Annotated in this window: 19 protein-coding genes; 12 read left to right on the plus strand and 7 right to left on the minus strand. The window is 55.2% G+C overall.

Features of this window, described 5'->3' with window-relative positions; genetic code table 11:
* Positions 1 to 2 precede the first annotated feature (2 nt).
* The 4 genes from TH30_RS20400 to purU all read left to right on the plus strand — a co-directional run bounded on the left by TH30_RS20400 (position 3) and on the right by purU (position 4,422).
* A complete protein-coding gene (locus tag TH30_RS20400; protein ID WP_114099929.1) occupies positions 3 to 689 on the plus strand; it encodes a GltB/FmdC/FwdC-like GXGXG domain-containing protein in 687 nt (228 codons plus the stop codon).
* A 46-nt stretch (positions 690 to 735) separates the two neighbouring features.
* Complete coding sequence (locus TH30_RS20405; RefSeq protein ID WP_114099930.1) at positions 736 to 2,064, plus strand: FMN-binding glutamate synthase family protein; 1,329 nt, start codon at positions 736 to 738, stop codon at positions 2,062 to 2,064.
* Positions 2,065 to 2,150: 86 nt separating this feature from the next.
* Positions 2,151 to 3,455, plus strand: coding sequence for a type III glutamate--ammonia ligase (glnT, locus tag TH30_RS20410; RefSeq protein ID WP_114099931.1), 1,305 nt, complete (start codon positions 2,151 to 2,153; stop codon positions 3,453 to 3,455).
* A gap of 82 nt (positions 3,456 to 3,537) precedes the next feature.
* Positions 3,538 to 4,422, plus strand: coding sequence for a formyltetrahydrofolate deformylase (gene purU / locus TH30_RS20415; protein ID WP_114099932.1), 885 nt, complete (start codon positions 3,538 to 3,540; stop codon positions 4,420 to 4,422).
* A gap of 101 nt (positions 4,423 to 4,523) precedes the next feature.
* Here the strand turns inward: purU and TH30_RS20420 are convergent, their stop codons facing one another.
* Entirely contained in the window at positions 4,524 to 5,903 is a 1,380-nt protein-coding gene (locus TH30_RS20420) for a HAMP domain-containing sensor histidine kinase (protein WP_114099933.1), read from the minus strand.
* Positions 5,900 to 6,610, minus strand: coding sequence for a response regulator transcription factor (locus TH30_RS20425; protein ID WP_220150347.1), 711 nt, complete (start codon positions 6,608 to 6,610; stop codon positions 5,900 to 5,902). The genes TH30_RS20420 and TH30_RS20425 overlap by 4 nt, the downstream gene beginning before the upstream one ends.
* Before the next feature lie 237 nt (positions 6,611 to 6,847).
* Between TH30_RS20425 and TH30_RS20430 the strand changes: the two genes are divergently transcribed.
* The 3 genes from TH30_RS20430 to TH30_RS20440 are packed head-to-tail and all read left to right on the plus strand — an operon-like array spanning position 6,848 to position 11,520.
* Positions 6,848 to 8,038 (plus strand): efflux RND transporter periplasmic adaptor subunit, encoded by a 1,191-nt coding sequence (locus TH30_RS20430; RefSeq protein WP_114099934.1) that lies wholly within the window; start codon positions 6,848 to 6,850, stop codon positions 8,036 to 8,038.
* Between the two features lie 2 nt (positions 8,039 to 8,040).
* Positions 8,041 to 10,038, plus strand: coding sequence for a MacB family efflux pump subunit (locus tag TH30_RS20435; RefSeq protein ID WP_258548808.1), 1,998 nt, complete (start codon positions 8,041 to 8,043; stop codon positions 10,036 to 10,038).
* 15 nt (positions 10,039 to 10,053) lie between these two features.
* Complete coding sequence (locus TH30_RS20440; protein ID WP_114099935.1) at positions 10,054 to 11,520, plus strand: efflux transporter outer membrane subunit; 1,467 nt, start codon at positions 10,054 to 10,056, stop codon at positions 11,518 to 11,520.
* 181 nt (positions 11,521 to 11,701) lie between these two features.
* Here the strand turns inward: TH30_RS20440 and TH30_RS20445 are convergent, their stop codons facing one another.
* Positions 11,702 to 13,864 carry a dihydroxy-acid dehydratase domain-containing protein gene (locus TH30_RS20445; RefSeq protein ID WP_114099936.1) on the minus strand — a complete coding sequence of 721 codons (2,163 nt, stop codon included), beginning with the start codon at positions 13,862 to 13,864 and terminating at the stop codon, positions 11,702 to 11,704.
* Between the two features lie 78 nt (positions 13,865 to 13,942).
* Positions 13,943 to 14,704, minus strand: coding sequence for an SDR family NAD(P)-dependent oxidoreductase (locus TH30_RS20450; RefSeq protein ID WP_114099937.1), 762 nt, complete (start codon positions 14,702 to 14,704; stop codon positions 13,943 to 13,945).
* A gap of 242 nt (positions 14,705 to 14,946) precedes the next feature.
* On the opposite strand from TH30_RS20450, the gene xylF reads away from it, so the two are divergent.
* The 5 genes from xylF to TH30_RS20475 all read left to right on the plus strand — a co-directional run bounded on the left by xylF (position 14,947) and on the right by TH30_RS20475 (position 20,760).
* Positions 14,947 to 15,978 (plus strand): D-xylose ABC transporter substrate-binding protein, encoded by a 1,032-nt coding sequence (xylF, locus tag TH30_RS20455; RefSeq protein ID WP_114099938.1) that lies wholly within the window; start codon positions 14,947 to 14,949, stop codon positions 15,976 to 15,978.
* A 101-nt stretch (positions 15,979 to 16,079) separates the two neighbouring features.
* Positions 16,080 to 17,345 (plus strand): sugar ABC transporter permease, encoded by a 1,266-nt coding sequence (locus TH30_RS20460; protein WP_181850418.1) that lies wholly within the window; start codon positions 16,080 to 16,082, stop codon positions 17,343 to 17,345.
* An 11-nt stretch (positions 17,346 to 17,356) separates the two neighbouring features.
* Positions 17,357 to 18,223, plus strand: coding sequence for an ATP-binding cassette domain-containing protein (locus TH30_RS20465; RefSeq protein WP_114099940.1), 867 nt, complete (start codon positions 17,357 to 17,359; stop codon positions 18,221 to 18,223).
* Positions 18,220 to 19,401, plus strand: a complete 1,182-nt coding sequence (locus tag TH30_RS20470; RefSeq protein WP_114099941.1) for a fumarylacetoacetate hydrolase family protein — start codon at positions 18,220 to 18,222, stop codon at positions 19,399 to 19,401. Before TH30_RS20465 ends, TH30_RS20470 begins: the two co-directional genes overlap by 4 nt.
* A 114-nt stretch (positions 19,402 to 19,515) precedes the next feature.
* Positions 19,516 to 20,760, plus strand: coding sequence for an ROK family transcriptional regulator (locus TH30_RS20475; protein WP_114099942.1), 1,245 nt, complete (start codon positions 19,516 to 19,518; stop codon positions 20,758 to 20,760).
* 79 nt (positions 20,761 to 20,839) lie between these two features.
* Here the strand turns inward: TH30_RS20475 and TH30_RS20480 are convergent, their stop codons facing one another.
* From TH30_RS20480 to TH30_RS20490, 3 genes are read right to left on the minus strand one after another with little or no spacing between them, the layout of a single operon-like run.
* Positions 20,840 to 21,565 (minus strand): ribonuclease activity regulator RraA, encoded by a 726-nt coding sequence (locus TH30_RS20480; RefSeq protein WP_114099943.1) that lies wholly within the window; start codon positions 21,563 to 21,565, stop codon positions 20,840 to 20,842.
* A 60-nt stretch (positions 21,566 to 21,625) separates the two neighbouring features.
* A complete protein-coding gene (locus TH30_RS20485; RefSeq protein ID WP_114099944.1) occupies positions 21,626 to 23,140 on the minus strand; it encodes an aldehyde dehydrogenase (NADP(+)) in 1,515 nt (504 codons plus the stop codon).
* A 28-nt stretch (positions 23,141 to 23,168) separates the two neighbouring features.
* On the minus strand, positions 23,169 to 24,080 hold the full coding sequence (locus tag TH30_RS20490; RefSeq protein ID WP_114099945.1) for a dihydrodipicolinate synthase family protein: 912 nt from the start codon (positions 24,078 to 24,080) through the stop codon (positions 23,169 to 23,171).
* Between the last annotated feature and the right edge of the window lie 18 nt (positions 24,081 to 24,098).

Below are 24,098 nucleotides of genomic sequence, written 5' to 3' on the forward strand. Positions count from 1 at the left end.
ACATGCCAGTGTTTGATCTTGCAACCACCGAACTGCGCGCGCTGAATGCGTCACTTCATGCGCTTGATAAAAATGGTGAGAACGCGGAATTCGAAGTCATCAATCCGCGTGGCGCCCATGCGGTTGCTGTCGGGATTGATGCCCCGGTCGATGTCCATATCAAGGGCAGTGTCGGCTATTACTGTGCGGGCATGAATGAAACCGCCAATATCACGGTCCACGGCCATGCCGGTCCGGGTGTGGCGGAAAACATGATGTCCGGCAAGGTCGTGATCAAGGGCGATGCCAGCCAGTATGCCGGGGCAACCGCCCATGGGGGCTTGCTGGTGATCGAAGGCAATGCCTCGTCACGGTGCGGCATCTCGATGAAAGGCATCGACATCGTGGTCAAAGGCAATATCGGCCATATGTCGGCCTTCATGGCGCAATCGGGCAATCTTGTTGTTCTTGGCGATGCCGGGGACGCGCTGGGCGATTCACTTTATGAGGCGCGGCTTTTCGTGCGCGGCAAGGTCAAGTCGCTGGGTGCTGACTGTATCAAAAAGGACATGCGCCCCGAACATATCGAGCTTCTGGGCAAGCTTCTGTCCGATGCGGGCATTACCGATGTGAAACCCGAAGAGTTCACGCGATATGGCTCTGCCCGCCAGCTTTACAACTTCAATATCGACAATGCCGACGCTTATTGACGCGCAGCGCTGAAACATCGTTTCAGCCCAGAAACAGGATCAGACCATGAGCCACAAACATCCCGTTACCACGCCGCGCAAATCGGCAACCTTTGATGATTACACCCTTTCGGAAATCCGTCGTGCGGCTGCCACGGGCATCTATGACATTCGCGGAAGCGGCACCAAACGCAAGGTCCCGCATTTTGACGATCTTTTGTTCCTTGGTGCATCGATGTCACGTTATCCGCTCGAAGGATATCGCGAGAAATGCGAAACCTCGGTGACGCTCGGTACGCGCTTTGCCAAGAAACCGATTGAGCTGAAAATTCCGATTACCATCGCGGGGATGAGTTTTGGCTCTCTTTCCGGTCCGGCCAAAGAAGCACTTGGACGCGGGGCCACCCTTGCGGGCACGTCGACCACAACGGGTGATGGCGGCATGACCGAAGAAGAACGTGGTCATTCCGAAACCCTTGTATATCAGTATCTGCCGTCACGTTACGGCATGAACCCGCGCGATTTGAAACGCGCCGATGCGATTGAAATCGTCATTGGTCAGGGTGCAAAACCGGGCGGCGGCGGCATGTTGCTGGGTCAGAAAATCTCGGATCGTGTCGCCCATATGCGCAACCTGCCCAAGGGCATTGACCAGCGTTCCGCCTGCCGTCATCCGGACTGGACCGGCCCGGATGATCTTGAGATTAAAATTCAGGAACTGCGCGAGATTACCGACTGGGAAAAGCCGATCTTTATCAAGGTTGGCGGGGCACGCCCCTATTACGATGTTGCGCTTGCGGTCAAGGCCGGTGCCGATGTCATCGTACTTGACGGGATGCAGGGCGGCACGGCCGCGACCCAGGAAGTGTTTATTGAACATGTCGGTCAGCCGACCCTTGCCTGCATCCGCCCGGCGGTAAAAGCGTTGCAAGACATGGGAATGCATCGCAAAGTACAATTGATCGTATCTGGCGGCATTCGCAATGGCGCAGACGTGGCAAAGGCATTGGCCCTTGGCGCGGACGCTGTTTCCATCGGCACCGCCGCACTGGTCGCCATCGGGGACAATGACCCCAAATGGGAAGAAGACTATAACGCGCTTGGTACCACTGCCGGTGCTTATGACGATTGGCATGAAGGCCGTGATCCCGCAGGCATCACGACCCAGGATGCCGACCTGATGAAACGGGTTGACCCGATTGCCGCCGGTCGGCGTCTGGCCAACTACCTGAAGGTCATGACACTTGAAGCGCAAACAATTGCGCGCGCCTGCGGCAAAAATCATGTGCACAACCTCGAACCCGAGGATCTGTGCGCACTGAATATCGAAGCGGCGGCCATGGCCGGTGTACCGCTTGCCGGGACCAGTTGGATTCCCGGTCAGGGAGGATTCTAGAACATTAACGCACCACCGGAACCGGTGTGCCTTTTGGCACGCCGGGATAACCGTTGGCACTGCATAAAATTCGTCAGGGGACTTCAATGACCAAGGATCTATCAGCCTTTGCCCGGGAACGCGGCATAAAGTATTTCATGATCAGCTATACCGACCTGTTTGGTGGACAGCGCGCCAAACTTGTTCCCACCCAGGCGATTGCTGACATGCAGGAAGACGGCGCAGGATTCGCAGGATTTGCCACATGGCTTGACCTCAGCCCGGCCCATCCGGACATGTTTGCTGTGCCCGACCCTGATTCTGTCATTCAATTGCCGTGGAAACCCGATGTTGCCTGGGTAGCCGCCGATTGCGTGATGGAAGGCCAGCCTCTTGAACAGGCCCCGCGCAATGTCCTTAAGGCCCAGATTGCCAAGGCTGCGAAGCTTGGCCTGAATGTCAAAACCGGCGTCGAGGCGGAATTCTTCCTGATCACCGAGGACGGCGCATCGATCTCCGATGCTGCAGATACCGCGGAAAAGCCCTGTTATGACCAGCAGGCGGTCATGCGCCGCTATGACGTGATTGCAGAAATCTGTGATTACATGCTGGAACTGGGCTGGGGTGCGTATCAGAACGACCATGAAGACGCCAATGGCCAGTTTGAAATGAACTGGGAATTTGATGATGCGCTTAAAACCGCAGACAAACATTCCTTCTTCAAGTTCATGGTCAAATCGATTGCCGAAAAGCATGGCCTGCGTGCGACCTTCATGCCCAAGCCCTTTGCCGGGCAGACCGGCAATGGTTGCCACTGCCATGTGTCGGTCTGGAACGATGCCAGGGAAAATGCCTTTTCCGACAAAAATGCGCCGTTCGGCCTGTCGGCCAAGGGCAAGCACTTCCTTGGCGGCATCATGAACCATGCATCCGCCATGGCGGCGATCACCAACCCGACGGTCAATTCATACAAGCGTATCAATGCACCACGGACCATCTCGGGGGCAACATGGGCCCCGAATTCCGTGACCTGGACTGGCAATAACCGTACCCATATGGTGCGCGTACCGGGACCGGGACGTTTTGAATTGCGCCTGCCAGACGGGGCTGTAAACCCCTATTTGTTGCAGGCCGTGATCATCGCAGCCGGACTGGATGGCATGGCCAATACCGCCGATCCGGGACCGCATTACGACATCGACATGTATGAAGAAGGTCATCTGGTCAAGGACGCGCCGCGTTTGCCGCTTAACCTTCTTGATGCCGTGCGTGAATTTGGTCGTAACGAGGCGCTTCAGGCCGAATTGGGCATGGCGTTTTCCAAGGCGTTTCTCAAGCTCAAGCAAAAAGAATGGAATTCATACGTATCGCATTTCTCGCAATGGGAACGCGAAAATACGCTTGATATCTGATGCTTCTGCCCGGCCCCAAGACATTCCCCGATGGACGGGGCCGGGTTATTTTCAATCACTGCCAATTTGAAAGCCAGACGAGATGAAAAGCTACGTTCTGACAGTCACCTGTGACTCCCAGCGCGGGGTTGTTGCCGCCATTTCAACCTATCTGGCGGAACAGGGTTGCAACATTACCGACAGTTCCCAGTTCGACGATATGGAGACCGGCCTGTTCTTTATGCGGGTTGCGTTTGTCAGCGAAGAAGGCGTGGATCAGGAAACCCTGTCACGTGGCTTTGATGGTCCGGCAACCCAGTTTGGCATGAATTACCAGTTCCACGACAGTGCCGAGAAGATGAAGGTTCTTCTGATGGTGTCGCGGTTTGGCCATTGCCTGAATGACCTTTTATATCGCTGGAAGATCGGGGCCTTGCCGATTGATATCGTCGGTGTGGTTTCAAACCACTTTGATTACCAGAAAGTGGTGGTCAATCACGACATCCCGTTCCACCACATTCCGGTGACCAAGGACAACAAGCCCGAAGCCGAGAAAAAGCTTCTTGATGTGGTTGCCAGCAGCGAGGTCGAACTGATTGTTCTGGCCCGCTATATGCAGGTTCTTTCCGATAATCTTTGCAAGAAAATGAGCGGCAAGATCATCAATATCCACCATTCCTTCCTGCCAAGCTTCAAGGGGGCCAATCCCTATCGTCAGGCCTATGAGCGCGGCGTGAAACTGATCGGGGCGACGGCGCATTATGTGACCGCCGATCTTGATGAAGGCCCGATCATTGAACAGGACATTGCGCGTATCACCCACGCCCAGAATTCGGCCGATTATGTTTCAATCGGGCGTGATGTTGAAAGTCAGGTTCTTGCGCGTGCGGTCCACGCCCACATTCACCACCGATCCTTTATCAACGGCAATCGCACGATTGTCTTCCCGCCGAGCCCGGGAAGCTATGCGTCCGAACGCATGGGGTAAGCTGCATCCCCTGTGCCCAAAGTCCCGATATCATCGCAAAACGCCCCGGACTTTATGGAAGCCAGGGCGTTTTTGTTTGGATCATTGAGGCTTGCTTCTGATCAGGCTTCTGCTTCGCGCAACTGATAGGGCAGCAAAATCACCACCAGAAGCCCGCCCTCGTCGCGGTTGAGGATTTTGATATCGCCGCCGTGGGCGCGAATGGCGCGCTGGGCGATCGAAAGGCCAAGGCCGAACCCACCGCCCGAAGCGTTTGATTGCCCACGCACAAAGGGTTCAAACAGATCATCCAGTTTGTCGCCTTCGAGACCTGGGCCTTCATCGCTGATTTCGACACGAAATTGATGTTGACCGGTATCATCCACGGCAGTGATTTTAACAACCTGCCCTTCGTTTGAATGCCGCAGGGCATTGCGCACAACGTTTTCAAAGGCGCGGCGTAACAGTTCGGGGCTTCCCATCAGAACCGGAACATCCCCGTGAAGGGTCGTTTGCCGCGCCCCGAAATCGGTATCGACGATGATACCGGTTGCCTCGGCCTCGAACCGGGCGTCGGCGACAACACGTCCAAGCAAGTGATCCAGATCGATCCATGACTGATGCTGGGTGGCACCACTTTCGACCCGCGACAGGGTTAAAAGCTCGCCCACCAGTTCATCAAGGCGCACGGCTTCCTTTTCAATCCGGTCAAGCGAGGTTGCACTTTTGGCCGATGACTGGCGCGCCAGTCCAACGGCAAGCTGCATGCGCGCCAGCGGCGATCGCAATTCATGGGATACGTCATTTAACAACCTATCACGTGCGGCGACCAGGCGCTGCAACCGTTCGGCCATCACATCAAAATCGCGCGCCAGATCGGCAATTTCATCGCGCCGCCGCCCGATGGTTTTGCCCAGACGACAATTAAGGTTTCCACGTGACAGTTCTTCAAAACCGGTGCTGATTTTCAGGATGGGGCGCGTCAAATACCAAGCAAGAACCGCACTAAAGACAAGGGCCCCGATCGCGCCCAAAACAATCAACGGATTTGGAATTTTCCAGCGCGACCGTTCAGGCATTTCGGTAATAACATCGCTGACATCAAAAATCAGACGAACACTTTCCCCTGCCGGACCGGTCACCATTTGCTCGAACGCCTGATGTTCTTTTAATGCGTCCAGCCATTCTGGCGAATTGTCTACGGGCAGAATGCGCATCACCGGTTTTCTTTTGATGGCAGTGTCACCCGTTTCAATGATCAGGCGGTCCCGTTCGGATTTCGGCCAATGGGAGATCGTTTTTTCCAGTGCCTCGACACCACCGTCTTTTACCACCGCGGCTGCGGTTTCAAGATATCCCGGCGCAGTCCGTTTAAGATAGCCGATGTGATAAGGCTCGGGCGGGCCACCATAGAGTTGCAAGAGCGACCAGACCCCTATCGAGATCGCAACAAAGGTCACGACAAACCCGATCAGGATTTTCCAGAACAGGCGACTTTTCATATGTCCTGCCTTAAACGATAGCCAAAGCCTCGCACGGTTTCGATCAACCCTACATCGCCGCTGACCGATTGCAGCTTCTGGCGCAGGTTGCTCATATGCACATCAATGGAACGATCATAAACTTCGCGCGGACGACCAAGCACCTTGCGCGAAAGTTCATCTTTGGAAAGTGCGCGTTCGCCTGCGCGCATCAGAACTTCTAGCAAGTTGAATTCCGACACTGTCAGATCAAGAACAGTGCCGTTATGGGTTGCCACCCGGCTTGTGGTTTTGAGTTTCAACTTGCCAAGATCAAGTTCATCGGACGGACTGTCATCCGCCCGTTTTGAGCCATTGGCAATCACCGGTTCTGCACGACGTAACACCGCCCGGATACGCGCAACCAATTCGCGTGGATAATAGGGCTTGGGGATATAATCATCCGCCCCCAACTCAAGGCCGATCACCCGATCTACGTCATCGCCCTTGGCGGTCAACATGATCACGGGCATACGACTTTTGACACGCAATTCGCGCAACACATCAATCCCGCTCATGCCCGGCATCATGATATCAAGCAAAATCGCGGCATACTCACCCTGAAGTGCGCGCGCCAGTCCTTCCCTGCCGTTATAGGCCTGGGAAACTTCAAAGCCCTCGCCTTCAAGATATTCGGCAAGCATGGCGCCAAGTTCCGCGTCATCATCAACAAGCAATATTCGGGTCAATCGTTTGCGTCTTTCTTACGCGCCGGAAAATCAGGGCGCCTTTGATCAAGGTTTTCGAATTTGATGATGCATTCTACTGATGAATGCGCCCGATAAAAGGGGCCCAAGCCCAACTTTACACATTCCTTACACATCATTTGCGTCCCCCTCACCCTCAAGCACGGATCAGCTTGTTATCTGTCTTTCATCAGGAATGCGCATGTCGCGCCACTGATCAATTTCAGGAACGAGTGCCCGATGAGAAGAACCGGAAAACGCATCCGCTATACCATAATCACGATTGCAGCCCTTGCATGTACCGCTTGGGGACTACAAGCCTATCTATTCCCCAGCAATGCAGAAACCAACCTCATTACCGCCAAGCCCCGGATTGGCACGATTGAGGACACGGTTCTTGCCGCAGGCACGGTTAGCGCATCGAAACTTGTAAGTGTCGGCGCACAGGTTTCCGGGCAGATCAGGGTCCTTCATGTGGAACTTGGTGATCAGATCACTGAAGGCGACCTGATTGCTGAAATCGATCCATCGACGCAGGAAAACGACCTGCGCGAGGCCGAGGCATCTCTTGCCAATATCAAAGCCCAGCTTGCCGCACAGCAGGCCACATTAAAGCAGGCCGAACTGGATTTTGCCCGGCAAAAGAAAATGCGCGCCCTTGATGCGTCCCCGCAGGAGGATTTTGATGCAGCCGAGGCGACCCTTGCCATTGCCAAGGCCGATATCGATGCCCTGAATGCCCAGATAACACAGGCAGAAATTGCGGTTGATACAGCGCGTATTGACCTTGGCTATACCAAGATTACCGCCCCCATGGACGGAACCGTCGTCGCCCTGCCCGTCAAGGAAGGCCAGACCGTCAACGCATCCCAGTCCGCGCCGACCATTATTAAACTGGCCAAGCTTGATACGGTCACCATCAAGGCCGAAGTTTCCGAAGCTGACATCATTCACATCAACAAGGGACTTCCGGTCACCTTTACGGTTCTGGGAGATTCCAACACCGTCTATCAAAGCACCCTTCGCGCCATCGAACCTGCCCCGACCGCGATTGAGGATGATGACGAAAACACCGATGACGAGGCGGTCTATTACAACGCCCTGTTTGACGTTGCCAACCCTGACCATCTGTTGCGGTTATGGATGACCGCCGAGGTTAGCATCATTCTGAATAAATCGGAAAACGCCCTGATCGTGCCATCTGCTGCCCTGTCGGGTCCTGCCGCAGATGGCAGCTATTTTCTTGATGTTATTAATAAGGACGGGCACCCCGAACCCCGAACGGTCTCGGTTGGTCTTAACACCAACGTCAATGCCGAAATCATTGATGGAGTCACCGTCGAAGATGAAATCGTCATTGGCAAGGCAAGCGGTGCGGATGTGACCAGCGCGTCACCGGTACGCCGTAATCCCCAGAGCGGGATGTTCTGATCATGCGTGATGACAACATTACCAATGGCAATCAATCCATGACAACTGCACCACTGATCGAAATCCGCAATCTGTGGCGGCATTATCCGGCCGGCGATGCACAGATCGCCGTACTTAAAGGTATTGATCTGACAATTGAGCGCGGCGAGATGGTTGCGATCATTGGTGCGTCGGGATCAGGAAAATCGACCTTGATGAATATCCTTGGATGTCTGGATCGTCCAACGGAGGGCCAATACCGCGTCAATGGTCGCCTAACTGGCGAACTGGAACCCGATGAACTAGCGGCCCTGCGCCGAGAATATTTCGGATTTATCTTTCAGCGCTATCACCTGCTTTCGGATTTGACAGCCCTTGGCAATGTGGAAGTTCCCGCGATCTATGCCGGGGTAGATGCCGAAGAACGCGCGCAACGCGCAACCGATATCCTGACCCGTGTGGGCTTGGGCGAACGCATTCACCACCGCCCAAGTCAGCTTTCAGGCGGACAACAGCAACGAGTAAGTATTGCGCGTGCGCTCATGAATGGCGGCGAAGTCATTCTGGCCGATGAACCGACCGGTGCACTTGACAGCACAAGCGGAAAGCAGACCCTTGATCTGTTGCGCGATCTTCATCGCGACGGCCATACCATCATTCTGGTCACCCACGATCATGATGTGGCAGCCCATGCAGAGCGCATCATTGAAATCCGTGATGGTGAAATCATCCGCGATGAACGCATTACCACCAAGGCAGAAACCAAACCCGGCAGCCCGGTCATTGAAGCTGTTGGTGCAAAGAAATATTTGTTCCGCGCACAGCTAAGCCGGTTTGGCGAAGCTTTCAGGATGTCGTTGATCTCGATGAATGCCCATCGCTTGCGTACATTTCTGACCATGCTTGGCATCATTATCGGCATCGCGTCGGTTGTGTCGGTGGTTGCCCTTGGCACCGGATCACAGGAACGCATTCTGTCGGACATCAGCAGTATCGGTACCAGCACGATTGACATCAATCGCGGCAAGGATTTCGGTGATCGCGACGCCGATCAGATCAGAACCCTGTCCGCGGGAGACGCCGAAGTTCTATCCAGTCAGTATTATGTCGACAGCGTCACGCCACAGGTTTCAAGCACGGTTGCCCTACGGTATCGCAATATCGAGGTCAATGCCAACGTCACTGGGGTTGGAACCGACTACTACCGGGTGCGCGGATATGAAATTGCCGATGGCATTTGGTTTGATGAGACCGCGATCAATAAGCGCGCCCAAGTAGCCATCATAGATGACAATACGGTCCAGAAACTTTTTCCCAAGGGTGAAGACGTGATGGGTGAAGTCATTCTTCTGGGGTCGGTGCCGGTTCAGATCATTGGTGTTACAGCACCCAAAACCAGCACATTTGGCAATCAGGACACCTTGAATATTTGGGTGCCGCACAGCACGGCTTTGACACGTATTCTTGGTCAAACATATCTGAGCAGCATAACGGTGCGTGTTGCAGACAATGTCGAACCGGCCATTGCCGAAAAGCAGATCATTGATCTTTTGACCGAGCGCCATGGCACCAAGGACTTCTTTACCACTAACAGCGACAGCATCCGCCAGACGGTGGAAAAAACCACAAGCACCATGACGCTTCTGATTTCATCGATTGCAGTGATCTCGCTAATCGTCGGTGGCATTGGCGTGATGAATATCATGCTGGTTTCCGTTACCGAACGTACAGGTGAAATCGGGGTCCGCATGGCAGTGGGCGCACGCCAAAGTGACATCCTGCGCCAGTTCCTGATCGAAGCGGTGCTGGTCTGCATTCTTGGTGGGGGGCTCGGTGTTCTGACCGCACTTGGCATTGGTGAACTGTTTGATCTGATCGGAAGCAGTTTTTCGATGGTCTATTCGCCCACTTCCATTATCGGTGCCTTTGCATGCGCAACATTGATTGGCGTCACATTCGGCTTCTTGCCTGCTCGCAATGCGGCCCGACTTGATCCTGTCGATGCGTTATCGCGCGACTAAGAAAGAACAATCATCATGAAAAACATTCTGAAAACCGGAACGATCCTTTCCATACTGGTTCTGGCCGGTTGTTCGAGCCTGACCGAGGTTACTTATAATCGGCCCGATATGCTGATGCCTGATCAGTGGAATGTCGCGGACGTCGCAGCCACAAACACCAATGAGGGTATACATCCCGATGCAGCTACACGGACCGATATCCTGGCACAGACCGGTTGGTGGAAGAATTTTGATGATACCCAGCTCAATGAGCTGATTGCTAAGGCACTTGAAACCAATAACGACCTTGCGGCGGCTACGATCAAAGTGCGTCAGGCACAATTGACGGCTGGACTGGCCGAAGATGCACTTTATCCCAATCTATCGACGGAAGGGGATGCATCAACATCGCGCCAGTTTGACAGCGAAGACAATCGCAGCAATGGCGACATCACCCGAAACTATGGCCTTGATGCCGGGATCAGCTATGAGCTTGATCTGTGGGGCAAGCTTGGTCACGACTATGACGCGGCAAAGTGGGAAGCACTTGCTACTATTGAAGATCGCGAAAGCACCGCTCTTTCATTGATCGGGACCACCGCGACCCTTTACTGGCAGGCAGTTTATTATCAGCAACGCCTTGATATCGCGCAGGCCAGCATTGATTACGCCCAGCAGACATTTGATCTGGTAGATGTGCAATATGCGTCAGGCTCGACATCGTCGCTGGAAGTCAACGAGGCGCGAAGCAACCTTGAAAGCCAGCGCGCGGCCTATAGCGTGATTGAACAAAACCTGACCGAAACCAAGAATGCGCTCTCGATTCTGTTTAATCAGCCACCGTCCGATATCCAGATTACTCGCAAAACACTTCCGGCTGGAATACTGCCCTCTATCCCGGAAGGTTTGCCATCTGAATTGCTTGAACGTCGGCCCGATGTGCGGGCAGCGGAAATGCGCCTGCGCGAAAGTGTCGAAGAACTAAATTCAGTAAAAACAAGTTTGCTTCCAACCATCAGCCTGACCGGCACATTGGGATCAAGCAGTGATCAACTCCAGAATCTTTTATCCAATCCGATTGGCACCCTTGGCGCGAGTCTGGCTTTGCCATTCCTGAACTGGAATGAAGGACAATTGAACATCAATGTATCCGAGGCCGAATATGAACAGGCCATCACCGAATTCCGCCAGACCACCTATCAGGCAATGGCGGATGTGGAAAATGCTCTGTCTGCGCGCACCAATTATGACCGTCGCGCCGAACGCCTTGAAGCCGCCCTTGAGGCATCACGCAATGCCGAGAGCATCTATGAAACCCGGTTCCGGGCCGGTGCCGTTGGAATGCAGGACTGGCTTGATGCTCAGGAAAACCGCCGCACCACCGAGGAAACCTTGCTGGAAAACCAGCTTGATCGCATCACCAATCTGATCACGCTTTATCAAGCACTTGGCGGTGATACGACAACAATCCCCGAGCCATCTGATCCGTCCACTTCGGCCTGATTACCCATTATCGAAAGGTCACAACATGCCTTTGTTCAAGCACGAAAAAGCTCCGTTCCTCGGACGAGTGCTGATGATAGCTGGTGGCGGACTGTGTTTTGCGGCCCTTGTTATGACGGTTCGAGAGTCGAACCTGCTTTCCACAAGCGAGGTTACCTTTGATCGTGGTCCACAAAAGATTTCAACGCCAGGACTTGATTGCACGGCGGTCAACTGCGCGTGGGACGATGCCGCGCGCAGCATTTCCAATCGCATCAAGGACGTTACTTGCCGCGATATCACATTGCCGGGCTTCCATCCGCCGCATCCGCCCTTCGAACAGTTCGGCCCGTTCCTTCATATCCCGCGGATCGGCAGCACGTTCTTCGCCTTTCAGGAAGGCCACCGGATCAAGCCAGTCGAGTTTCAGGGTCGTCAGGTTAAGACGCAACACATCCCCGTCACGCAAATATCCGATCCCGCCACCGGCAAAGGCTTCGGGCACCATATGGCCGATACAGGCCCCCTTGGTCACCCCGGAATAGCGCCCGTCGGTGATCAGCATTGAGGATGCTTCAAGAATGCGGTGATGGCGCAAATTCTGGGATGGGGAAAACATTTCAGGCATGCCATAGGCTTCGGGCCCCTGCCCGCCGATCACAAAGGCAAAGGACAAGTGCCCCTGCGCCAGCATGTCTTTGGGGGCATCCATATCCACATTATTGCCGCCATTGCGGCGCACGACCGCAGCAATCAGGTCTTCATCCACCCCATCGGTTTCAATCAGGCGCGTGACCAGATCAGGTGATGCGAAATCACCGTTACAGACATGTTCGTTCTCGTAATAGCGAACGATGAAAACATGGTCGTCGAAATGCGACAGCAAATGGTCGCTCATACCCGACGTCTTGACCGCGCAATTTTCGAAGAAACTGCCGGTGATCACATCCACCCCGGACCGACTGCGAACCGGGGTCGCACGAATAACCGATGCATCACCAAGGGCCAAATCAACCGGATTTTCCAGACCGGCAATCCGTTCGGCCCAGGATTTTCCAAGAACCGTTGGTGCATCCAGATCCATCGCCACACCCAGATCAGCCAGAATGCGATAGATGCTTTCCATGCCGCGATTTTTACCCTCGGCCATTTGCCGGGCCAGGACAAAGGTATCGCGATTTTCAGTCAGGCTATGGGCGAAGATTTCCGGTACCGGCGTATTCGTGCGGACATCCTGATAATCATCAATCGATACATCGAACCCGGCATAGCGCATCATGAAAGGCAGATGCAAAAGCATGTTACTGCTTGATCCCGTCGCATTATGGATGCGCACGAAATTGGCAAAGTTGGATTTCAACAAATTGCCAACCGCATATTCCGGCTTGTTGAAAACATTAAACAGCGCATCAAGACCCACGGCCACGGCACTAAAGGGTGGCACATCGGTCAGAAGTTCGAGTTCCGGCGGGGTCAGACCAAAGGCCGCCAACATGGTGCGCGACGAATTGCCCGTGCCGTTAAAGGCACAAATTCCGCCCTTTGAATCGCATGTTGCAGCCGCAAGCTGATCAAGTACACGGCGCTCAAGACCGGCATCAATCAGCCCCAGCAATCTTGCGCGTTCAAGCAGCCCGGCAAAAGCCTCGTCCGAGGTGCATTGCAGGATATAGCGCATGTTTTCGCGAATATCGGAGCCCAGATCATCATGTCCGGCCTGATCGGCGTCTGACGCGATTTGATCAAGCATCCGTCGCGTGCCTTCGGGAATTTCCCCGCCCTTGAGAACATGTGACGGCGCAAAGACCGCCCAGACCGGGGCCTGATCCCCGCGATAGGCACGCGCATGATCGGCTGCGGCCAGTCCGGCAACAACCGCAGCGGGGGATTTGTCGCAGCCTGCAATCACATAGGCCGCGTGATAACTGTGGCCTTCAAACGTGATATTGACGGCAGCAGCCGTGTGATTGCGCGATGCCAGCGAGTAGCTTTGCCCGATATTGTTTTGCGCCGTGCCATCACAGATGACCGGCACATGAAACAGAAACGGCACCCCGCCCATTTCCCATATGCGGATTGCCGCCATCAGGGCCTGAGGCCGATCCAGAAGATGAGCCGGATGATCGGGTGCCCCGCCAATGATTGCGATGCGCGGCCGGTTTTCGACCAGTCGCCCGACCACATCCTTTATTTCCGGCACAGCGAAACTGCGGTCGCGCGCAACCACCGGATTTTCATTGACCGCATCGCGCAGCAACTTGACAACCGTGATCGGCTGATTGGCGAGACCCTGAATACAATCGCGATACGGGTTGGCTTTTTCATCAATGATGATCGGAGATGCGGGCAGGTTCGTGGGCGACATAATGGATGTTTCTCAATCGAAGCGAAAACGGACGTGAAAGGTGAAACGGCAGGGCTATCTGTCTGACTTTGCCATTAATCAGACAATGCCGCCATCCACAATGAAGTTTTGCGAAGAACAGGCCGATGACACATCAGAGGCCAGAAACAACACCATCTGCGCAACATCATCACCAACCAGTCGACGCTTGACGCATTGCTGTTGCTGAATGCGTTCCTCGTCCTCGGGCGAAATCCAAAGATCCAGCTGTCGCTGCGTCATGATACAGCCCGGCGTCACGGCATTGACGCGAATACCGTCATGCCCCCAATCACGCGCCAAAGCACGGGTCAGACCAATGATCCCGGCCTTTGCGGTTTCATAGGTCACAAGGTCAGGCAGCCCCATCATATAACTTACGGAACTGAAATTAATGATGCTGCCAGCCCCCTTTTCCTTCATGCCCGGTGCCACGGCCTGCGCACAGAAGAAATGATGGTTCAGGTTGACATCGAGCCCGTCGCGCCATTGATCAGGTCCGACATCTTCGGGGGAGTGACGATCATCGCGGGCCGCGTTATTGACCAGAACATCAATGGTTCCAATGGCGGAAGATATTTCGCGAACGGCGCCGGGAATCGCCGTTTGCATGCGCAAATCAAGCGATTTGTAGACAGGTGCGACACCTGTTTCGTCGCGGATCGAGTCAATCAGCTTTTGCGCTGCATCGTCATCAATATCGAAGAATCCGACACGTGCCCCCTGGGCACAGAATGCACGGACAATAGAAGCCCCGATCCCCGACGCACCGCCGGTTACAAGCACGGATTTCCCGTCAATGTCGTGATAACTCGCTGTCATAACGTTCCCTGTCATCTCTTTGTTTTATTTTAGGCAACCAAATTAAATGATGCAGTGCACCATGAACAAAACAGCCAAAATCAACTGAAGATACCCGGTTTAGGGTCAATTTGATCGTCTAAAGGTCAGTTTTTAATTTATTCACTAAAAAAAATTTGACAGGACGCTCACTTCGCGTCAACATTTTTTCGACAACAAAAATAAATGTCATCACAAGACACACTCATTCAGGGAAGAAACCGATGAAAAAACTCCTTTCAACGGCCATGCTGGCCGGTACCGTACTGCTGTCTGCCAATGCCTTTGCCGCTGACCTGACGGTTGGTGTCAGTTGGTCGAACTTCCAGGAAGAACGCTGGAAAACCGATGAAGGCGCAATCAAGGCCGCTCTCGAAGCTGCTGGCGCGGAATACATCAGTGCCGACGCACAGAGCAATCCGTCCAAACAGCTTGCCGATATTGAAAGCCTGATTGCACGCGGTGCTGATGCACTGATCGTTCTGGCACAGGATTCCGCATCGATCGGCCCGGCCGTCGAACAGGCACTGAACGAAGGCATTCCGGTGGTTGGCTATGACCGCCTGATCGAAAATCCGAACGCCTACTACATTACCTTCAACAACAAGGAAGTCGGACGCCTTCAGGCCGAAGCCGTATTTGGCGCACAGCCCAAGGGCAACTACGTCTTCATCAAGGGCGCACCGACCGACCCGAACGCCAACATCCTTCACGAAGGTCAGCTTGAGGTTCTTCAGGCAGCGATTGATTCCGGTGCCATCAAGGTTGTCGGCGAGGCCTATACCGACAGCTGGCAGCCGGCCATTGCTCAGCGCAACATGGAACAGTTCCTGACCGCTGCGGATAACAAGGTCGATGCAGTTGTTGCCTCCAACGACGGCACGGCTGGCGGTGTGGTTGCCGCCCTTTCCGCACAAGGCATGCAGGGCATTCCGGTGTCCGGTCAGGATGGTGACCATGCTGCGCTGAACCGTGTTGCACTTGGCACCCAGACGGTTTCGGTCTGGAAAGACGCACGTCTTCTGGGCAAGCAGGCTGCCGAGATCGCAGTCAAGCTGGCCAAGGGCACCAAGCTTGGCGAAGTTCCGGGCACCGAGGACTGGAACAGCCCGAATGGCGTAACCATGAAATCCTTCTTCCTTGATCCGGTTGCGATCACCCAGAACAAGCTTGATCTGGTGATTGATGCCGGCTGGGTTTCCAAAGACGTCGTATGCAAAGGCGTTCCGAGCGGCAAGGTATCTGCCTGCAACTAAGGTTCGCTTTTAGTTCCTTATGCCTAGCTTAACCCGGGGTCGGCTGCTGTTGCCGTGCGCAGATTACAGCATGTCGGCCCCGCTGCCTTACGAGCGTTTTCATGTCACGACTACTTTCTAAAATGGAAGTCGACCGCCGACTGGTTGGCCTTGCCGTTGTTCTGCTGGTCATCTGGATCGGTTTTGATATCGCATCGGGCGGGCGTTTTATTACCCCGCGCAACATCTTTAACCTGTCGGTTCAGACGGCATCCGTTGCCGTGATGGCCTGCGGGATGGTTCTGATCATTGTCACCCGGCATATCGACCTTTCGGTCGGCGCCATTCTTGGTGTTCTGGCAATGATCATGGGGGTCGTTCAGACCGATCTTCTGCCACAGTTTCTGGATTACAATCATCCGGCCACCTGGATCCTGACCCTTCTGATCGGCATCGCTCTTGGTGCGGCTATTGGCGGATTGCAGGGCGTTGCCGTTGGGTATCTTGGTGTTCCGGCCTTTATTGTCACGCTTGGCGGCCTTCTGGTCTGGCGCGGATCGGCATGGTGGGTCACACAAGGACGCACAGTAGCCCCGCTTGACCATAACTACATTCTTCTGGGCGGCGGCATCGAAGGTACGATTGGCGCGACTTGGAGCTGGATCGTGGCTCTGATTGCCATTCTTGCGATCATTTATGCCGCCATCATGGAACGCCGCCGTCGTCTTTCTTTTGAATTCCCGGTCAAACCGATCTGGGCTGAATATACCAACACCATCATCAAGGCCGGTCTGGTTCTTGCTGTAATCACGACCCTTAACGCCTATCACCTGCCAATTCGCGCCGCCGAGCGCCTGCTTGAGAACAAGGGCATTCCGGTCACCCCGGAAAATCTTGAAATCTCGCACGGCATTCCGATCCCGCTTCTGATCGTTGCGCTTGTTGCGATTGTTCTGACCATTGTCGTCAAGCGCACCCGGTTTGGTCGCTATATCTTTGCGATTGGCGGCAACCCGCAGGCAGCCGAGCTTGCCGGGATCAATGTCAAACGCATGACCGTTGCCGTCTTTGCCCTGATGGGCGTCCTGTGCGCAATCAGCGCAGCGATATCATCAGCCCGCCTGCAGTCTGCCGGCAACGATCTGGGTACACTTGATGAATTGCGCGTGATTGCGGCCGTTGTGATTGGCGGCACGTCGCTTGCGGGCGGTGTTGGCACAATTTACGGTGCGCTGATTGGTGCTCTTGTCATGCAAAGCCTGCAAAGCGGCATGGCGCTTCTGGGTGTGGATACATCCCTTCAAAGTATTGTCATCGGGCTGGTTCTTGTTCTGGCCGTCTTTAGCGACAAGTATTTCCACCGTCGTTACAGCGACCCGACCGCGTAAGGAGACCGGATATGACGACCACAGAGATGAATAAAGATCCGCTTGTCGAAATGCGCGATATCCATATCAGCTTTGGCGGGGTCAAGGCGGTCGACGGCGTTTCGATTGACCTTTATCCCGGCGAGGTTGTCGGGGTACTGGGCCATAATGGCGCTGGCAAATCGACCCTGATCAAGATCCTTTCGGGTGCATATCAGGCCGATAGCGGGCAGATCATTGTCGATGGCAAGGAAGCCAAAATCGAGAACGCCCGCGATGCCCGGGACAACAATATCGAGACGATCTATCAGAATCTGGCACTTGCCGATAATCTGGATGCAGCCCAGAACCTGTTTCTGGGGCGCGAGATCATCGACCGGTTCGGTTTCCTTGATGACGCGGCGATGGAACACAAGGCCCGTGAGGTTCTTCATCGTCTGAATCCGAATTTCAAAAAATTCACCTCCCCCGTTTCGGCCCTGTCAGGCGGGCAACGGCAATCGGTTGCGATTGCGCGCGCCCTTCTGTTTGAAGCCCGCGTTCTTATCATGGATGAACCATGTGCGGCCCTTGGCGTGCATGAAACAAAGATGGTCGGCGAACTGATTGATCAGTTGAAACGTGACGGGCTCGGTATATTGTTGATCAGTCACGATCTTCATGATGTGTTTGATCTTTCCGACCGCCTGCATGTGATGAAAAACGGAAAACTGGTCGGCAGTGTCCGCACAGAAGATGTCACCCATGATGACGTTCTTGGCATGATCATTCTGGGCAAGATGCCCGAACATCTATTGCATCTGGCCGGACCCGGGGCGACCAACGCCCCCGGCGCACCGGACGGATTGCCTCCTGCAAGCACCGCACATCAAAGCGAAACAAGCGAGAACACCCAATGACCCTAGGCTTTCCGGTAAACCAATCCGATATCCTGCCCCACGATGCCAATCGTGCAATTCTGATCGGGCGCATTTGGGACCCGCGGGTTTCCGGCCCGACCCCGGTTCTGGTTGATGGCGAAAATCTGCGCGATATCAGCAATCTTGCCCCGACGATCAGCCAGTTGCTTGAACGCGATGACCTGATTGCGCGCCTGTCCAATCCGGCAAGCTTCCCGACAGCAGCGTCACTGAGCGACATTCTTGAACAGTCACGTCCGGGCACAGACACCAAAACCGCCCATCTTCTGAGCCCCAACGACCTTCAGGCGATCAAGGCAAGCGGCGTGACTTTTGTCGCCAGCCTGCTGGAACGCGTGATCGAGGAACAGGCACGCGGTGACGCCAGCAAAGCCGACCAGATCAGAACCGAAATCACCGGCATCATCGGTGATGACCTGTCACAGATTGAACCGGGCTCGGCAAAGGCCGCCGAGATCAAAAGCGTCCTGATCGAAAAAGGTGCATGGTCGCAATATCTTGAAGTGGGCATCGGACCGGATGCGGAAATCTTTACCAAGTCACCGGTGATGTCCGCAGTCGGCCATGGAGCGCATGTCGGTCTCCATCCGATTTCAAACTGGAACAACCCGGAACCCGAAGTTGTCCTGACCGTCACGTCCAAAGGCAAGATTGTCGGCGCGACCCTTGGCAATGACGTCAATCTGCGTGATGTCGAAGGTCGATCCGCATTGCTTCTGGGCAAGGCCAAGGACAATAACGGTTCTTGCGCGATCGGCCCGTTCATTCGCCTGTTTGACGACAACTTCACGCTTGAAACCGTCAAGGCCGCAGATATCGCCATGGCCGTTGACGGCATGGATGGCTATCACCTTGATGCGGTGAGCTCGATGAGCCAGATCAGCCGCACACCCGAAAGCCTTGTTGGTCAGGCGATTGGCAAGCACCATCAATATCCTGATGGCTTCATGCTGTTTTTGGGCACGATGTTTGCGCCCACAGATGACCGCGGTGGCGCAGGCAAGGGCTTTACCCATGAAATGGGCGATCTGGTCACCATTTCGACACCAACCCTTGGCAAGCTGATCAATCAGGTTGACCGGTCGGACGCCATCAATCCCTGGCACTTTGGCATTACCGCCCTGATGACCAATCTGGCTGCACGCGGACTTCTGTAACATACAGAACACACGCCCCTTCTATCCCCTTGCCAAAACGGGATAAAAAATGCCCATATTTACAAGGCGGGCGAAAAGCCCGCCTTGCCATCCCAAAGGATACTAAGCCGCTTCATGAGCCGCCGTACAGAAGCCGACACCCCACGCCAGCCATCCCAGATCGCAATTCTGCGTTACTTGCGCATTCACGGGCCCGCGGCACGTATCGATATCGGCACCGCAACGGGATTGAGCCCGGCGACCGTAACATCGCTGACCGCTGACCTGATGGCACAGGGGCTGGTACATGAAAGCCAGGGCACAGCAACCGGAACCGGCAGCAACGGGAATGGCGGATCCACCCGCGGTCGCCCCAAGGTTCTGCTTGACCTCGTTCCCACCGCTGCCTGCGTTATTGGCGTAAAGATCACGATCAATCTGATCGAAATCGCCCTTGGCAATTTCAAGGGCGAGATCGAATGCAGCTCTGAACACAGTATCAATACCCGCGATCTTGACGAGAAAGAACTCATCGCAACCCTGATCAGACTGATCGACGGGTTTATCGAAGAGCACAAGGATTTCTCGGCCCGTCCACCGGCAGGCATCAGTATTGCGGTACAAGGTGTATGTGACAGCAATAGCGGCGAGATCATATGGTCCCCCGCCCTTCGTCGTCGCAACATCGCCCTGACCAAGGCGCTGGGCGAACGGTTTGGCGGCATCGTGCAAATGTCAAACGATGCCAACTGTATCGCCACCGCCATTTCGCAAAATACCAACCTGCATCGTGGTGGCGATTTTGCCGTCATCATGCTGGGCTATGGCATCGGCATGGGACTGGTCCTGAACGGGTCGGTCTATAATGGCGATTTTGGTACGGCCGCCGAGTTCGGCCACACCAAATATCAACCTGATGGTCCGCTTTGCAATTGCGGCAAGCGCGGTTGTCTTGAAGCCTATATCGGGGATTACGCCATTCTGCGCGATGCCCGTGGCCTGATTGATCTTCCCGATACGAACAGCCTGCATCCAAGTGAAGAACAGATGATGGATCTGGTTGCCCGCGCACGCGCAGGCGACGAGGATCTGGCGGATCTGTTTCGCCATGCAGGCAAGGTGCTGGGATATGGCATCGCCAATCTGATTGCCCTTTTGGGGCCCAAACAGATTTTCATCACCGGATCAGGCGCACGCGCCTATGACATGATGGAGCCGGAATTGATGCAGGGCCTTGCCCAGGCACAGGTTCCCGAATTACGGCGCGGGCCCGAAATTACCCATCTGGCCTGGGACAAGGATCTGGCCCTGCAAGGGGCGATTGGGCAAAGCCTTTTGCGGCATGACGAGAACATGTTTCAGGCCATCACAACGATCTAGCCACAAGCATGCCACGAACAAAAAAGCCGCTCTGTTCGGAGCGGCTTTCTTTTGTCGTCCATGACTTGAAACGTGCGGATTAACGCCCGTTTTTCTTGCGCCATTCTTCGTAATTGGCCTTGGTTTCATCCTTGGTTGCCGGATAAAGGCCAATGATCGGTTTTCCTGAAAGGACTTCTTCAAGAACGAAGTCCTCAAAGCTTTCCATGCCCGCACATTCATCTGCAAGTTCATCTGCGAGATGGGCCGGAATGACGACAACACCGTCCTTGTCCCCGACCAGAACGTCGCCCGGAAATACCGGTGCATCACCGCATCCGATTGGCACATTAAGGTCATAGGCCTCGTGCAGGGTCAGGTTGGTCGGCGCCGACGGGCGGGAGTGATAGGAATGAATGGCAAGCTTGCCAATGCCTTCGGCATCACGGAAACCGCCATCGGTCACGATACCTTCGACACCGCGTTTCATCAGGCGGGTAACAAGGATTGATCCGGCAGACGCCGCGCGTGCGTCCTTGCGGCTATCCATCACCAGAACATGACCGGCCGGACATTGTTCGACCGCCACGCGCTGTGGATGGTTCGGATCGCGGAAAACCTCGATCGGATTGCGATCTTCGCGGGCCGGGATATAGCGAAGCGTATAGGCCTGCCCAACCATGTTTTCATCCTTGGGGGCAACCTGATGAACATTCTGGATGAACTGGTTGCGCAGATTGCGTTTGAAAAGTGCTGTGCACAGCGAAGCGGTGCTGATTTTCTTGAGCTTGTCGCGTGTCGCACTGCTCAGGACATAATCACTCATATTTTGTCTCCGTGGGTTTGCCCGGCGTCAAAGCGCCGGGCGGCATCTTGGTAAAGGCAGTTACGCGATATCAGCAGGCAGAACATCGGTCGGGATGTTCTGGTAGCAAACCGGACGCAGGAAGCGACGGATCGACATGGTGCCAACAGATGTCGCACCAAAGTTCGTCGATGCCGGGTATGGCCCGCCATGGACCATGGTGTCGGACACCTCGACCCCGGTCGGGAAACCATTGGCAAGAACACGGCCCGCCTTGTGTTCAAGGATCGGCATCAGCGAGCGCGCATCGGCGGCATCGCCTGCATCCAGATGGAGCGTGCAGGTCAACTGACCTTCAAGTGCCTTGGCAATGGCCCGCATTTCCGCAACATCCTTGACCCGCACCACCAGACCAAGCGGACCAAAGACCTCTTCACCCAGCACATGGTTTGACAGCCAGTTTTCACCGGTGGTTTCAAACAGATACGGTGTTGCATTGCGCAGATCGCAAGACGTGGTCAGAACTTCCTTCACACCCGCGGTTGCCGCGACGCGCTTGGCCCCTGTGCGATAGGTTTCGGCCATGCCATCGGTCAGCATGGTCTGGGCTGCCACACCCGAAAGGGCTTCCTTAGCCGAGGCGACAAAGGCATCGGCATCCGGGCCATCAATGACAACGGCAATCCCCGGATTGGTGCAGAACTGCCCGGCCCCCATGGTCAGCGACCCGGCCCAGCCAGCACCCAGCGCTTCACCGCGTGCCGCAACTGCCTTTGGCAGCAGGAACATCGGGTTGACCGAGCCCAGCTCGCCAAAGAACGGGATCGGTTCGGGACGGGCTGCGCACAGATCAAACAGTGCGCGACCACCACCAAGCGACCCGGTAAAGCCGACCGCCTTGATCAGCGGATGCTGCACCAGGGACTGACCAACATCACGTTTGCCGCCCTGAATAAGGCTGAAGACGCCCGGATGGACACCGCATTTCCTGATCGCGGCATCAATGGCCTGGGCAACGATTTCACCCGTACCCGGATGGGCGGAATGGCCCTTGACCACGACCGGGCAACCCGCCGCCAGTGCAGATGCAGTATCACCACCAGCAACTGAAAACGCCAGCGGGAAGTTCGACGCCCCGAATACGGCCACCGGACCAATCGGGCGCTGCATCAGGCGCAGGTCAGGACGCGGCAGCGGCGCACGATCAGGCAATGCTTCGTCATAACGACGATCCAGATAGGCACCATCAAGGATGTGGCTGGCAAACAGACGCAGCTGACCGACTGTCCGACCACGTTCGCCCTGAAGGCGGGCTTCGGGAAGGCCGGTTTCCTGGGTGCCGATTTCGGTGATTTCATCGCCGCGCGCATCAATCTCATCGGCGATGGTATTGAGGAACTTGGCGCGCTCCTCGCGGGTGGAATAGCCAAAGGTCCAGAAGGCTTCCTCGGCAGCCTTGGCGGCCTGATCGACCAGTTCTGGCGTACCGACCGGGAAAGTATTGGCCGGACCGTGGGCCGGTTCGGACTGGAAGGTCGCGCTACCTGCAACCCAGTCGCCCGCGATCAGATGTTTTCCTGTCAGGGTATAGGACATGGATGTCTCCTCTGTGCGGCAGGGCCGCTTATTTCACAAGATTGTTCAGACGCATGAAGCCAACCAGCTTGTCATGCTGCGCATCGGTCAACGGCCATGCGGATGGCGGGCGCGTCGCACCACAATCATCCCCCAGCAGTTTAAGGGCTGCTTTGACACCGGTCACGTTCGTACCGTTCATTTCTTCGGCACGGACTTCTTCAAAGGCACTCATATCGCGGATCAGACCGCGGGCCATGGCATAGTCACCGGCCTCAAGGGCAGCGTGAATTGCCATCGAACGTTCCGGCCAAACGTTAATAAGGCCCGATGTAAAACCACGCGCACCCACCGCATAGAATGCCGGTGCCCAAGTTTCAGCCAAACCACCAACCCAGACAATATCGGGATCACAGGCATTGATCGCCTCGGACAGCTTCATGGCATTGGGCGTTGCCCATTTGACACCAGCCACACCTTCGATGGCACAGAGATCGGCAATGGCCTTGGTGCCGATGGTGTCATTGCGCAGATACAGCATCATCGGAAGACCGCCCGAAGCATCGGCGATGCGCTTGATATATTCGACAACACCACGCGGGGCGACAAAGGGATCTGGCGGCTGATGGATCATAAGGGCCTCCGCACCTGCTTCGGCAGATGCCTTGGCCAGCGCACAGGCATCACGCACTCCGCGCCCGATACCGGCCAGCATCGGCGCACGCCCATCGAGCATCTCGGCAACCGATTTGACCATGGTGATGGCTTCATCCGTGGTCAGCGCATAAAACTCGCCGGTATTGCCATTGACGACCGGAAAATGAACGCCCGCAGACAATGCCCGATCAATGATCGGTTTCAGCTTGGCCGGTGCAAGATCGCCATTCTCGTCATAGGGCGTTACGAGAATGCCGGAAATACCCGACAGCACGCCACGCAGATCGGCTTTGGAAAGTGCCATGGATCGATATCCCTGATT

Origin of the sequence: Thalassospira profundimaris (genome assembly GCF_003326795.1) — a bacterium.
Classification (GTDB): Bacteria; Pseudomonadota; Alphaproteobacteria; order Rhodospirillales; family Thalassospiraceae; genus Thalassospira; species Thalassospira profundimaris_C.